The organism is Microcoleus sp. BM001215392, from assembly GCF_036700185.1.
In the GTDB taxonomy this organism is placed as follows: Bacteria; Cyanobacteriota; Cyanobacteriia; order Cyanobacteriales; family Microcoleaceae; genus Microcoleus.
The window spans coordinates 9709-22440 of the sequence record NZ_JAUBOJ010000071.1; the positions used below are offsets into that span (position 1 = coordinate 9709).

Here is a 12732-nt window from a genome sequence, read left to right on the forward strand (position 1 = left end):
CGTTCATCCGCGTTCATCCGCTGATATCTGCGGTTGAAAATCCCAGAAAATTAGAGACAAAACAGACAAACCCCGAATAAATTCATCCGCCAACATCTGCGGTTTAGAATTGCCAAATAATCAGCCCCAACAACGCAGCCACTCCGCCCGCAATTGTCAATACATAAAACTGAGATTGACCTGTGCCGCTGTACTTCAAACCTTCACCGCTGAAAATTGTGGCAAAACCGAACAAATTTACTACCCCATCTACTACATACTTGTCAGTCCAAGCGCTGACTTTGGCAATAGAAGCCACCGCCCAAACGACGGTTAAGCGGTAAACTCGATCGATATAAAAGTCGTAAGCAAACAAATCCTGCACCGCTGGAAACGGCAACCGTACCGGTCTAGGTAAAACGTCGTACCAATAAATCGCCACACCAACCGCAACCCCAATCAAGCCAGATAACACCAACAGCGGAGTATCCAGAGTCTTCAACAGCAAATTTAAACTATCAAAATCCCCAGTTTCTGCCCAAGGCCCAGTCCAACTAATTAACAGTTGCCACCGCTGCAACGTCCAAGGCACTAACAGCCCAATCACCGTCAAAATTACCATCGGCAAAGCCATCGGCCAACCAACTTCCGGAGCTCTGCGAGTTTTGGGTTGCGGTTTTCCGACAAATACTAAGGCGAATACGCGAGTTAAATTGAGCGCAGTCAAACCGTTAACTAACAGCAGCACCACTACCAACCACAATGGCACTGTCCAAAAACCGTTCAGCCACCGTCGCATTACCCAAAAGTTGCCCATCGGCAATAGCGCTACCATCCCCGCAGCGCCGACTAAATAAGCCATTGTCGTGGCGGGCATCTTTGACCACAACCCACCCATTTCTGTTAAATCTTGAGTGTTGGTTGTGACAATTACTGACCCTATGCTCATGAATAATAGTGCTTTGGCGATCGAGTGCGCGAACAGCAACAGCAAAGCAATGTCAGAGTGGTTCTGCCCCACCGCGATAAATACTAAACCCATAGAAGCGCTGGTAGAATGCGATAGTGCTCTTTTGATGTCGATTTGGGCGATCGCCACCAAGGAAGCACCAACAGCCGTCACCGCACCCAACACCACCAGCACCAAACCAGTTATCGGGGACAGCGCTAAAACAGGCTGAAGTTTAATCAAAACATAAGCCCCACCACCCACAACTACCGTATTCCGCATAATCGAAGCCGGGTTGGGCCCTTCCATCGCTTCGTCGAGCCACAAGTGAAACGGAAATTGAGCGCACTTGGCTGTAGGGGCGGCAATTAAAGCCAAGCCTAAAAGAGTCGCCACTAAAGGAGATAAAGTTGCAGTTTCCGCCCATTCTTCTAAATCCGAAAAATTTAAACTTCCGGCTAAAGTTGAAAGCGTTACTACTCCCATCAGCAGCGGTACGTCTCCTACGCGCTTGGTTAAAAACGCATCTCTCGCCGCCGTCACTACCAGCGGTTGAGCGTACCAAAACCCGACTAGCAAATAAGTTGAGAGTGTCAGCACTTCCAGCAAACCGTAAGTCAGAAGCAGCGAGTCGCTAATCGCAATCCCGCTAATTGCCGCTTCAAAAAAACCTAGCAGCCCAAAAAATCGAGCTAGCGCCCAGTCTTTTTCCATGTAGCCAAGAGCGTAAACTTGTGCTAGCAAACTCAGAACTGTCACTAGCTCCATTGCTCCAACGCTGGTCGTGGAGATTTCTATGGCGAAAGACAAATCTAAATCTGCTGCTTGCACCCAGTGCACGAGCAACTGTTGGGGCGGTCGATCCCAAGTTGCTGTAAAAATCACCGATCCGTGGATGAAAGCCAACACACTCATCAGTAAATTGAAGTAAGCTGCTGGTCTGGGCCCTGTTGTGCGAACTGTTCCCGTAGACCACGGCAAAGTTAGAATGGCGCCTATTAAGCCATATAAAGGTACCCACCAACAGACTTGGAGGAGAAATTCCGTCATTTAATTTATCCCTTAAACTTGAAATTACTGGCTGCCTTTATACAAAAGCAGTTCCGGGCGATCGCGCCACACCCTAGAAATTTGACTAAACCTGATCGTATAGTTTTGGCAAAATAATTTGCACCCAAAACTCACTATACATTAAAGTATCAAAACTTAGTATTCTCTGAATACCAAGTTACCGGCTGCTGGGGGTCGGCACTCAAAAAAAAAAGCCCGCATCTTGGCCAAGACTGTCTTTTTTGTCGGTTTACCCGCGATCCCCCCTTGGAAATCTCCAATTTTCATGAAACCGATTGCCCCAGCTTTCACGCACCGAACTCTAGTTTACAGGTATTTGTACTCACTTGAGCGCCCGTTCGCCGCCCGCATCTACTCCTCTATATATTAAGATAATTAAATAAATATTAAATTATTTGAAGTAACATAAAAAATTTTAATTTTTGTTATTAAACATTATGATGTTAGTTTATATTGTCAAGGTGGACAGCTTCCCCTATTCTATAAGGATAGGAAGCTTTACACTGCATTCCTAAATAATGTGGGCCTCCCCGTCCAAATTTTTAGATTTCTCAAAGATTTGTTACGGTAATTCCGCTAATCCTCAACTTGGAGATTCAAAAATGTCAATTGCCGTGGGAATGATTGAGACAAAAGGTTTTCCCGCTGTTGTGGAAGCTGCCGACGCTATGGTCAAAGCTGCTCGCGTTACCCTCGTGGGCTATGAAAAAATCGGCAGCGCTCGCGTCACCGTAATTGTGCGCGGCAACGTGTCGGAAGTCCAAGCCTCAGTCGCAGCAGGAGTGGAATCCGTCAAGCGGGTGAACGGCGGAGAAGTCGTCTCTACCCACATCATCGCTCGCCCCCACGAAAACCTAGAATACGTTCTGCCGATTCGTTATACAGAAGCAGTAGAGCAGTTCCGAGGCTACTAAGTTCTTAGCGCGCTGAAAATTCGTTTGACGAAAAGTTTGACGAAACGCAGCGCGATCGTCAAAAAATAACAGTTTAGTTCTGCAAATATTCAATTTAGGAGTAAAACCAATGGCAATTGCAGTTGGCATGATCGAAACAATGGGCTTCCCCGCAGTAGTAGAAGCCGCTGACGCGATGGTCAAAGCAGCCCGCGTCACCTTGGTAGGTTACGAAAAAATCGGTAGCGCTCGCGTTACTGTCATTGTAAGAGGAGATGTCTCGGAAGTGCAAGCTTCCGTCGCCGCTGGAGTAGAGTCAGTGAAGCGCGTTAACGGCGGACAAGTCATGTCCACCCACATTATCGCCCGCCCTCACGAAAACTTGGAATACGTGCTACCCATTCGCTACACCGAAGCTGTAGAACAGTTCCGCGAAGGCGTGAGCGGCATTCGCCCTCTCAACAGATCTTAATACAAGCCCGAGGCTGTTAGGGGCGTTTGGTAATTAAAAATTAAAAATTAAAAATTAAAAATCGCGATGTTTTTGATTTAATATTTTTAATTTTTAATTGAGGTAGTCATGGGATATTGGTTATTAGTCATCAGTCACGAGTCATTAGTCATTAGTCATTAGTCATTAGTCATTAGTCATTAGTTACTAGACGAAAAACTCTAAAATGAAGACAGGAGACTGAATAAAGCTAATTTAAAAAAGACAAGTGACGGTGTAAAAATGACGATTACCAATTACCTATTACCTATTACCTAAAATGCAAATGGCCAAAGTTCTCGGCACAGTTGTCAGTACCCAAAAAGAGCCGACGCTGAGAGGATCGAAATTTCTACTCCTGCAATTCATCAATGAGGAAGGTTCGCCAGTTCCTGGCTATGAAGTAGCCGCTGACTGTGTGGGTGCTGGTATAGATGAATGGGTTTTAGTGACCCGCGGCAGCGCAGCCCGGATCGCGCCCGGTAGCGAAAATCGTCCGATCGATGCTCTAGTAGTAGGCATTATAGATACTGTCAATGTAGAAAATCGCCTCATTTACAGTAAAAAAGACGACCCGTACCGCTAGTTGACAGTTGACAGTTGACAGTTGACAGTTGACAGTTGACAGTTGACAGTTGACTCCGAAAGCAGTTGATAGGAAAGCAGTTGACAGTTGACAGTGAACAGTGAACAGTGAACAGCTAACAGCTAACAGCTAACAGTGAACAGCTAACAGCTAACAACTAACAACTAACAACTAACAACTAACAACTAACAACTAACAACTAAAAAAAATTTTCAGTTTTAGGAGAACTTAATTTATGGCAGTCCGCAACGTTGCGGCTCCCCCGACGCCTTGGTCGAAAAACTTGGCTGAGCCCAAAATTCACGACACCGCCTACGTACATTCCTTTTCTAACATTATTGGGGATGTGCAGATCGGTTCAAATGTGATGATTGCCCCCGGGACATCTATCCGCGCCGATGAAGGCACTCCGTTTTATATCGGACAAGGAAGCAATATTCAAGACGGAGTAGTGATTCACGGCCTAGAACAAGGCCGAGTCACAGGCGACGACAACAACTCCTATTCCGTTTGGGTCGGGAAAAATACTTCCCTCACCCACATGAGTTTAATTCACGGCCCGGCATACGTGGGCGACGATTGCTTTATCGGCTTTCGCTCTACGGTATTCAATGCCAGAGTAGGAAAGGGCTGCATTGTCATGATGCACGTATTAATTCAAGATGTGGAGATTCCCCCCGGTAAGTACATACCTTCGGGAGCCATCATCACTAATCAGCAGCAAGCCGATCGCCTCCCTGACGTTCAAGATTCAGATGTTAAATTTGCGACCCACGTCATCGGCATCAATGACGCTCTGAGAGCGGGTTATCGCTGCGCTGACAACATCGCCTGTCTAGCACCAATTCGCAACGAGCAATCTAAAAACTCCAATATGACTCAAATCAAATATTCTACCCAGGCCGGCACCCAATTGAGTTCAACTCTTGCCGATAGCATCCGCAATTTGCTAGCCCAAGGATACAGCGTAGGAGCAGAACACGCCGACGCCCGCCGCTTCCGTACAGGTTCTTGGCGCACTTGCGGCCCAATTTCTTCAACCCGCGACTCTGAAGTAATCGCAGCTTTGTCGGCCTGTATGGCTGACCACCAAGGAGAATACGTCCGCTTGATCGGGATTGATACCAAAGCCAAGCGCCGCGTACTCGAAGAAATCGTCCAAAGACCAGGAGACAACGGCTCTAACGGTTCTAACGGTTCTAACGGTTCTAACGGCGCCAAGCCTTACCAATCTAACGGTAACGGTAAAGTTGCACAAGGTTCCGTGTCAAACGGCAAATTGAGCGACGCCACAGTGGCTCAGATTCGCGGCTTGCTAGCTCAAGGCTACAAGGTGGGGACGGAACACGCCGACGCGCGCCGCTTCCGCACTGGTTCTTGGCAAAGCGGCGCTTCGCTCGCCGTGAGAAACGAATCTGAGGCGATCGGCGCTTTGGAAGCTGTGATGAACGAATATGCGGGCGAATACGTGCGCTTGATCGGCATTGATCCCAAAGCTAAGCGCCGTGTGGTTGAAGAAATTATTCAACGTCCCGACGGCCCGGTTGCTCAATCGGCTAAGCCAGCCGGAACATCGTCATTCAAAGCCACGACGACAGGTTCGGCTGGTAGCGGAAAGTTGACTGGTAAGACGATCGACCAAATCCGCAACCTGCTCTCCCAAGGCTACAAAATTGGCACGGAACACGCCGACGCGCGCCGTTTCCGCACAGGTTCTTGGAGCAGTTGCGCGCCGATTTCATCTACCCGCGAATCCGAAGTAATTTCGGCTCTCGAAGGCTGTATGACAGAACACAGTGGCGATTATGTTCGCTTGCTCGGTATCGACTCCAAAGCTAAGCGCCGCGTACTCGAAGAGATTATCCAACGACCATAATTTGTCAGGTAATTAGCTGCTTTCTCCCGTTAAGTGCTCGCGTTGGGCCAGCGGGAGAATCAGTTGACCTGTGACAGTTGGCAAAAGAAGGAAGGGGATTGGAGTAATGAATAGTCGGATTTTAAGTTCTCCTTAAAATGGTTCTGGCTTTTAACCAATTCTTTCTGGTCATGTGTAAGTCTAAATCGAGCTTTTCATTATTAGTAAATAATCGTTTATTAGATTGATTGATAGAGTTAAAATAATCATTCTAAAAAGCGATAAATTAAAGTCGTTTTATCAAAAATCATAGCTAATTTCAAGGTAAAGTTCAATGTATTTATCGCCACTGCAATTAAGTAGCAACTCTCAGATTTTGATGAGTGGCGATGTAGTTGTGAATGAAGGTGCGGCGATCGCCCCTGGAGTAATCCTGCAAGCAGATCCCGGTAGCCGGATCTCGATCGCCCCCGGTGCTTGTATTGGTATGGGAGTTATCCTTCACGCCCGCGAAGGTACTCTGGAAATCGCAGCGGGGGTGATTCTGGGTGCAGGAGTTTTGGTGGTAGGTGCCGGGACGATCGGCGCAAATGCCTGTATTGGGGCGGGAACGACGCTGATTAATCCTTGTATCGACCCAATGCAAATTTTGGCAGCAGGTTCTCTGATCGGAGATACCAGCCGCCAAGTCGCAGCAGAACCAACCGCAGCAGCGACAGCAGCACTCCTAAACCCCGAAACCGCTTCACCAGCAGTTGAGCCAACCGCCGAGCCAACCGCCGATCGCCCGATCGAGGATGCTCCGCCAGAACCCGCCCAAACACAGCCTCCGATACCGCCGGAGACAGCCCCAGAACCGCCAGCAGAAACCGCGGCCAATCCGCCTCCGCAACCAGCAGAAGTCCCAACGATTCTCTACGGCCAAGCTCACATCAATCAGTTGCTGGGGACGCTGTTTCCGCACCGACAAGCTTTTAATCGATCGCAGGAAAACGGTCAAACACTCTCGGGCGGCTCCGGATAGAGCTCAGTCGATTTGAGATTTGAGACTTTGACTTCGCTGAGTCGAAGGATTTTAGATTTATTCTACAGATGAATCACAGATGTTAAACTTTATTGTGACGTACTCCCAACACTAACCTTCGATCGGTATAGTGTGGGCTTCCCTAGAGTCCCGCAAAGGATATCAAGAGCTTCCTTCGAGGTACTCCTATCGTTTCCCTCCACAGCATTTTATAGTGAGGAACACGTCCAGCCCCACTTGTCACATGAAAACTTTTTGACTTAGACCCAGATTGTTATTCTTTGATCCAAGATATGAGTATTTTACCGCAGTTATTGCAATGAATGCTCGTCTCGTCGCCACCCTCCATAGCTAGTTGGCTACGCTCAACATCGCTATCGCTGGGAGGGTCGCTCCTCACAGGAGCGCGTCTTTCATCCCACCCCAAATCAAAGATTATGGGCTGGGGATTCGGGCCTATCAAGCTAAATTTTTGGGATCGACCCTTACTGAGCGTCCTAGGCTGGTATTAATTTTGGGGCGTGGTCATTTGTGCAAAAGGCAGCTATGCTGAAGGCAGAATCAAAAAATATAAATAGGTAATATTATATTATTGGTAGCTCAGCAATTTTTAAGGTCTTGCAGCATAAATATGTATCTTGCAGCTCGTGCAGTCTGTCTTCTCATCTGAGACACTAAAAGTATCAACAAAATTTTATTTTTGGAAGTTTCTAAGGGTAATAGAAGATGGACGGACAAATAGATAGTAACAGCAGTCAGTCAGGGCGATCGCAGCATCAGGAATATTTCAAAGACACTGCTTTGGGTTTGGTATCTACTAAGAGTTTTCCAGCAATTGTCGGGACTGCTGACATGATGCTGAAGTCCGCAGGGGTGATTTTAGTAGGATACGAAAAAATTGGTTCCGGTCACTGTACCGCGATCGTCCGCGGGCGCATTTCCGACGTGCGGTTGGCTGTGGAAGCAGGAGCTCAGACAGCCGAACAATTCGGACAGTTTGTTTCTAAGTTGGTGATTGCTAGGCCTTTGGCTAATTTGGAAGTGGTTTTGCCGATCGGCTTTCGCCTAACTCAACTGTCGGAAAGCGGCAGTTTTTCTCGACTGAGCAATCAGGCGATCGGTTTGCTCGAAACGCGGGGATTTCCGGCAATGGTCGGCGCTTGCGATGCTATGCTCAAATCCGCCGACGTACACTTAGCCGCCTACGAGAAAATTGGTGCCGGTTTGTGTACGGCAATTATTCGCGGCGCAGTCGCAGATGTCGCAGTAGCCGTAGAAGCCGGGATGTACGAAGCTGAGCGCATTGGCGAGTTGAACGCCGTCATGGTCATTCCCAGGCCTTTGGAAGATTTGGAACAAACTTTGCCGCTGGCGAGTTGCTGGATAGAACAGCGCACACCTGTGATGATGCCTATCTCTGTTCAGGAAAAGGAAAAAGAATTGATCGAACTTCCAGATTTGGAAAAATTGAGAGTTTATGTGGAAGAGGAAATCAATCGGTAATTAGTAATCGGGAATCGGGAATTGCGCAATCAAAGTTTGTAGGGACTTGTTGCGGGAAATACTGAGAGGAAGTTGGACAATCAAGATATAAATTTTACTGCTGCTAAGTACGTGCAGCGATTTGTGCCCTCGTAGTTGCGCCAAGCTGAATTTGGCGCCAGAGCCGATCGCCTCGGGATCGAGAGATGCAAAGCACCAACGAAAACTCGACTTTCGAGCCAAAGTCGATCGGGTAAACAATCAAACTCAGGAAGTAAGTTCAGCCGAGGAGCAGGCTCTTTCAACAAGATTTAACTGCTGTTAAAATAAACCTAAAATCCTGTTTCCGGTAGATTTCCTAGAATCAGTAAAGAGTTACTATTGGTGCAGGTGAATGCTGTTTGAACAAATTAACCGCTGTCAAACTCAACACTGAGTGCAAAGGAATCAATCGAGAATTAAAAAATCCTGAAAGTTGACCTATGAACATCAAGCATTTTTACAAACGCGGTTTGCACAGTGCAAAAAAAGGAAACTACGAAGCAGCACTTGAGGACTTCGATCAGATATTGCAAGTCAATCCCGCCGATGCCAAAGCCTATAACAATCGCGGCTTGGTTTACTATTACATGAAAGACTACCAAAAGGCGATCGCCGACCTCAGCCAAGCACTAGACATCAATCCTAATTTGTTCGAGGCGTACTTGAATCGAGGTAATGCTTGGCGCCATCTGGGAGAAAACGACAAAGCCATTGACGATCTCAACTGCGCTTTAGCAAGCAAGCCTGACAGTCACGCTATCTATAACAACCGGGGACTGGTACTTGCTAATTTAGGACATTACGAAGAAGCAATAGAAGACTACAATCGAGCTCTCTCTATCAATTCCCAAAATTATAAAACCTATTACAACCGAGGGCGCGCTTTCTATCTTTTGGGAGAAAAAGAGTCAGCCACCGAGAACTTTAACGAAACGCTGCGGTTGAATCCCAGATATATCAAAGCTTACATAAATCGCGGTCTCTCTTACCACCAATTAGGAGACAACACGCAGGCGATCGCCGATTACAACACAGCACTCGGCATTGACCCAAACAATGTGTATGCCTATTATAACAGAGGTTGCGTTCGCTATAAATTAAAACAAATGCAGCTAGCAATTGAAGACTTTAATAAAGCAGTGCAACTCGATCCTAACTACGTTAAAGCTTATCTCAACCGAGGTTTAGCGCTGTACAAAATGGGAGATATTGCGACAGCAAATAGAGATTTTTACCACGTAATGTGCATTAATGCTGAAGCTTATTTATACTACCAGGCCCAGCGCTGCACGCCTGATATCAATTCCTATTTCAAAGAAGCCCCACAGATGGAACTTAATAATGCTGTAGAATACTACAACACCACATTAAATACGATGTCAACTTCCTTAAGTTCAGCAGCATTAAATGCGATTTGGAATCAAGAAGATTTGGAGAACAGAGACTCGATAATCTGTGAAGGTGAATTTCTCAATGAGTAAATAAATCGGTAGCCATAAGCTATCTGCCCGATCGAACATTGCAATCAAATTGGTTCGATCGTTCGGAATGCGAGTCCTCATAAAATCAGAGGACTCGCATTCCGAACGATCAAACCTTAAATACAATTGGTTCGATCGTTCGGAATGCGAGTCCTTGATGAATGCGGGCTAAAGCCCGAACGATCGAACCTTAAATACAATTGGTTCGATCGTTCGGACTTTATTCCTTGATGAATGCGGGCTAAAGCCCGAACGATCGAACCTTAAATACTGGCCATCACTTCGCGCGCGGCTGCTAAAGTTCGATCGACATCTTCGTCAGTATGGGCCAAAGAAGTGAACCCAGCCTCAAACTGAGAAGGAGCCAGATAAATACCGTGTTCCAACATTCCGCGGTGAAAACGCGCGAACTTTGTCACATCCGACTTCTTCGCATCGTCGTAATTGTGAACCGGGCCCGCGGCAAAAAATAAGCCAAACATCCCGCTAATTTGGCCGCCACAAACAGCGTGTCCCGCTTCCTTACCAATTTTCAGCAATCCCTCGGACAGTTTTTTAGTAATCCTGTCCAACTGTTCGTAAGTGCCGGGTTTTTGCAGCAATTCCAAAGTTTTAATCCCAGCAGTCATCGCCAAAGGATTTCCCGAAAGCGTACCAGCTTGATACATCGGGCCTGCAGGAGCCACCATCCCCATAATATCGCGCCGTCCGCCGTAAGCACCCACGGGCAAACCGCCGCCGATAACTTTACCCAAGGTTGTCAAATCTGGGGTGACACCAAATTTTTCCTGAGCTCCGCCGTAGGCGATGCGGAAACCAGTCATTACTTCGTCAAAAACTAACAAAGCACCATTATCTTTGGTGATTTCCCGCAAACCTTCGAGAAAACCTGCATCCGGTACAATAAAACCGGCATTTCCTACAACAGGTTCTAGCATCACGCCTGCGATTTCGCCCGGATGTTCGGCAAATAAAGCTTTGACTGCTTCTAAATCATTGTACGGAGCGTTGAGGGTGTGCGCGGTGACAGATTTTGGCACGCCCGGAGAGTCTGGAAGACCCAAAGTTGCCACGCCGGAACCTGCTTTTACCAGGAACATATCGGCGTGTCCGTGATAGCAGCCTTCAAATTTAATCAGTTTGTCGCGTCCGGTGAAGGCTCGCATCAGCCGCAAAACGGCCATACAAGCTTCGGTACCGGAATTGACAAATCGTACCATTTCAATGCTGGGAACGGCATCAATCACCATTTCGGCGAGGACATTTTCCAACAGCGAGGGTGCGCCGAAACTTGTACCTTTTTCTAAGGATTCGTGGAGGGCTTTGATGACTTCGGGGTGGGCGTGGCCGCAGATAGCTGGGCCCCAAGTACCTACATAGTCAATGTATTGGTTGCTGTCAACATCCCAAATGTAGGCTCCGTTTACCCTATCAAAGACGATGGGCTGTCCGCCTACGGATTTGAAGGCGCGGACGGGGGAACTAACCCCACCGGGCATCAATTTCTGGGCGGCGGCGAATATTTCTTCTGATTTGGTGGTTTTCAAGGTTGTAGAAACCAATGTTTTCTCCTTAGTGAAGGTCTGTTGTTGGTAGGATACTTAATATAGCGACTTCTGGTTAAAGGCTAAGCCGATTCAAGGAAACTATAGTAGTAGATTTTAGGATACAAACCAATCAGTAGCAATACTAGCTTGGGTTTTTTAGGATTTGTCGCGCTAGCACTCCTAGCTCTCAATTGTAATAATTTGTAAAATAGTTATTGACAATTTGCCCATCACTTGCCTAATCTTCTCTCTTCTCTCTGTGTCCTCTGCGCTCTCTGCGGTTAATAAAAAAAAATATCCGACACGAAAGCGTTAATTTATATGAAAAGCTGCAATAAAATTATGTCTGTTAATGATGTGTCTAGTTTGAGCCGATCGATCCCAATTGAAAAGATCCGTTATGACGATCGCGGTTTAGTACCTGCGATCGTCCAAGATTACTTAGACGGTACAGTGTTGATGATGGCGTGGATGAATCGCGAGTCGCTGCAAAAAACCCTCGAAACCGGTCAAACTTGGTTCTGGAGTCGATCGCGCGCCGAATTTTGGAACAAAGGGGCGACTTCGGGACACGTTCAAAATGTCAAAGGGCTGCGCTACGACTGCGATAGCGATGCTTTGTTGGTGACTGTCGAACAAGTGGGAGATATTGCTTGTCACACGGGAGAAAGAAGTTGTTTTCACCAAGTTGATGGGGAAATTGTGGCGCCGCCGGGGGATATGTTATCTCAATTGTTTGACGTAATTTGCGATCGACGCGACAATCCTCGCGAAACTTCTTATACTAGCAAGTTGTTCGAGGGCGGCGATAACAAGATTCTCAAGAAGATTGGCGAAGAGTCGGCGGAAGTTGTGATGGCTTGCAAAGATGACGACAAAGACGGAATCGCCGGGGAAGTTGCGGACTTATTTTATCACGCTTTGGTTGCTTTGGCTCACCATCAGGTTGATTTGAGGGCGGTTTACCGCAAATTGGGCGATCGCAGAAAATAGTCAATAATTGATTATAGGTTCGTAGTGAGGACTTCAGTCCTCTTCTTCAACATTCGATCGAGAACCTGCAAAACTAAGATAACAGACACGACACCCAAAGCCAAACCAACTAAAAATTATCCACCTTTCGAGGTTAGCAGCTAATAGGCTTGCGATCGGACATTGGGGAAGTTAAAACGAGAGTGAAAAATAGCTCCTGCGATTGCTTCGTTCCTCGCAATGACACTATCGCTAACAAGCGCGTATGGGGCTATCGGTAATTCATGAATTGCCCATAGCCCAATAAGATTAGATATCTTGCAAAAATCAAAATGTATATGTAGGGGCGTAGCATTTGGGC

General features: G+C 47.0%; 10 protein-coding genes. 8 read left to right on the forward strand and 2 right to left on the reverse strand.

Annotated features, from left to right (window positions below; genetic code table 11):
- Nucleotides 1-103: 103 nt before the first annotated feature.
- Complete coding sequence (locus QT974_RS10880; RefSeq protein ID WP_333468503.1) at nt 104-1978, reverse strand: NAD(P)H-quinone oxidoreductase subunit F; 1875 nt, start codon at nt 1976-1978, stop codon at nt 104-106.
- 623 nt (nt 1979-2601) lie between these two features.
- Here QT974_RS10880 and QT974_RS10885 point away from each other — a divergent pair.
- From QT974_RS10885 to QT974_RS10915, 7 genes are all read left to right on the forward strand, one after another.
- Nucleotides 2602-2913 carry a carbon dioxide-concentrating mechanism protein CcmK gene (locus QT974_RS10885; protein WP_006635059.1) on the forward strand — a complete coding sequence of 104 codons (312 nt, stop codon included), beginning with the start codon at nt 2602-2604 and terminating at the stop codon, nt 2911-2913.
- A gap of 109 nt (nt 2914-3022) precedes the next feature.
- Entirely contained in the window at nt 3023-3364 is a 342-nt protein-coding gene (locus tag QT974_RS10890) for a carbon dioxide-concentrating mechanism protein CcmK (protein ID WP_293250788.1), read from the forward strand.
- Between the two features lie 298 nt (nt 3365-3662).
- Nucleotides 3663-3968: a EutN/CcmL family microcompartment protein gene (locus QT974_RS10895; protein ID WP_293133525.1), complete on the forward strand. Its 306-nt coding sequence runs from the start codon at nt 3663-3665 to the stop codon at nt 3966-3968.
- Between the two features lie 235 nt (nt 3969-4203).
- The gene (locus tag QT974_RS10900; RefSeq protein WP_333468504.1) at nt 4204-5844 is read left to right on the forward strand and encodes a ribulose bisphosphate carboxylase small subunit; all 1641 of its coding nucleotides are present in this window, start codon (nt 4204-4206) and stop codon (nt 5842-5844) included.
- Nucleotides 5845-6157: 313 nt separating this feature from the next.
- The gene (locus tag QT974_RS10905) at nt 6158-6847 is read left to right on the forward strand and encodes a carbon dioxide concentrating mechanism protein (protein ID WP_333468505.1); all 690 of its coding nucleotides are present in this window, start codon (nt 6158-6160) and stop codon (nt 6845-6847) included.
- Nucleotides 6848-7573: 726 nt separating this feature from the next.
- Nucleotides 7574-8350 carry a carbon dioxide-concentrating mechanism protein CcmK gene (locus QT974_RS10910; RefSeq protein ID WP_333468506.1) on the forward strand — a complete coding sequence of 259 codons (777 nt, stop codon included), beginning with the start codon at nt 7574-7576 and terminating at the stop codon, nt 8348-8350.
- A 461-nt stretch (nt 8351-8811) separates the two neighbouring features.
- Nucleotides 8812-9852, forward strand: a complete 1041-nt coding sequence (locus tag QT974_RS10915; RefSeq protein ID WP_333468507.1) for a tetratricopeptide repeat protein — start codon at nt 8812-8814, stop codon at nt 9850-9852.
- A gap of 263 nt (nt 9853-10115) precedes the next feature.
- Here QT974_RS10915 and hemL read toward each other — a convergent pair whose 3' ends face one another.
- Complete coding sequence (hemL, locus tag QT974_RS10920; protein WP_333468508.1) at nt 10116-11414, reverse strand: glutamate-1-semialdehyde 2,1-aminomutase; 1299 nt, start codon at nt 11412-11414, stop codon at nt 10116-10118.
- Between the two features lie 327 nt (nt 11415-11741).
- On the opposite strand from hemL, the gene hisIE reads away from it, so the two are divergent.
- Nucleotides 11742-12392, forward strand: coding sequence for a bifunctional phosphoribosyl-AMP cyclohydrolase/phosphoribosyl-ATP diphosphatase HisIE (hisIE, locus tag QT974_RS10925; RefSeq protein ID WP_333468509.1), 651 nt, complete (start codon nt 11742-11744; stop codon nt 12390-12392).
- Nucleotides 12393-12732 lie beyond the last annotated feature (340 nt).

Bases quoted from the DNA above. Each gene is read 5' to 3' on its own strand.
- QT974_RS10915 (WP_333468507.1), top strand. From the start codon at position 8,812: ATGAACATCAAGCATTTTTACAAACGCGGTTTGCACAGTGCAAAAAAA.
- QT974_RS10885 (WP_006635059.1), top strand. From the start codon at position 2,602: ATGTCAATTGCCGTGGGAATGATTGAGACAAAAGGTTTTCCCGCTGTT.
- QT974_RS10880 (WP_333468503.1), bottom strand. From the start codon at position 1,978: ATGACGGAATTTCTCCTCCAAGTCTGTTGGTGGGTACCTTTATATGGC.
- QT974_RS10905 (WP_333468505.1), top strand. From the start codon at position 6,158: ATGTATTTATCGCCACTGCAATTAAGTAGCAACTCTCAGATTTTGATG.
- hisIE (WP_333468509.1), top strand. From the start codon at position 11,742: ATGTCTGTTAATGATGTGTCTAGTTTGAGCCGATCGATCCCAATTGAA.
- QT974_RS10895 (WP_293133525.1), top strand. From the start codon at position 3,663: ATGCAAATGGCCAAAGTTCTCGGCACAGTTGTCAGTACCCAAAAAGAG.
- QT974_RS10910 (WP_333468506.1), top strand. From the start codon at position 7,574: ATGGACGGACAAATAGATAGTAACAGCAGTCAGTCAGGGCGATCGCAG.
- QT974_RS10890 (WP_293250788.1), top strand. From the start codon at position 3,023: ATGGCAATTGCAGTTGGCATGATCGAAACAATGGGCTTCCCCGCAGTA.
- QT974_RS10900 (WP_333468504.1), top strand. From the start codon at position 4,204: ATGGCAGTCCGCAACGTTGCGGCTCCCCCGACGCCTTGGTCGAAAAAC.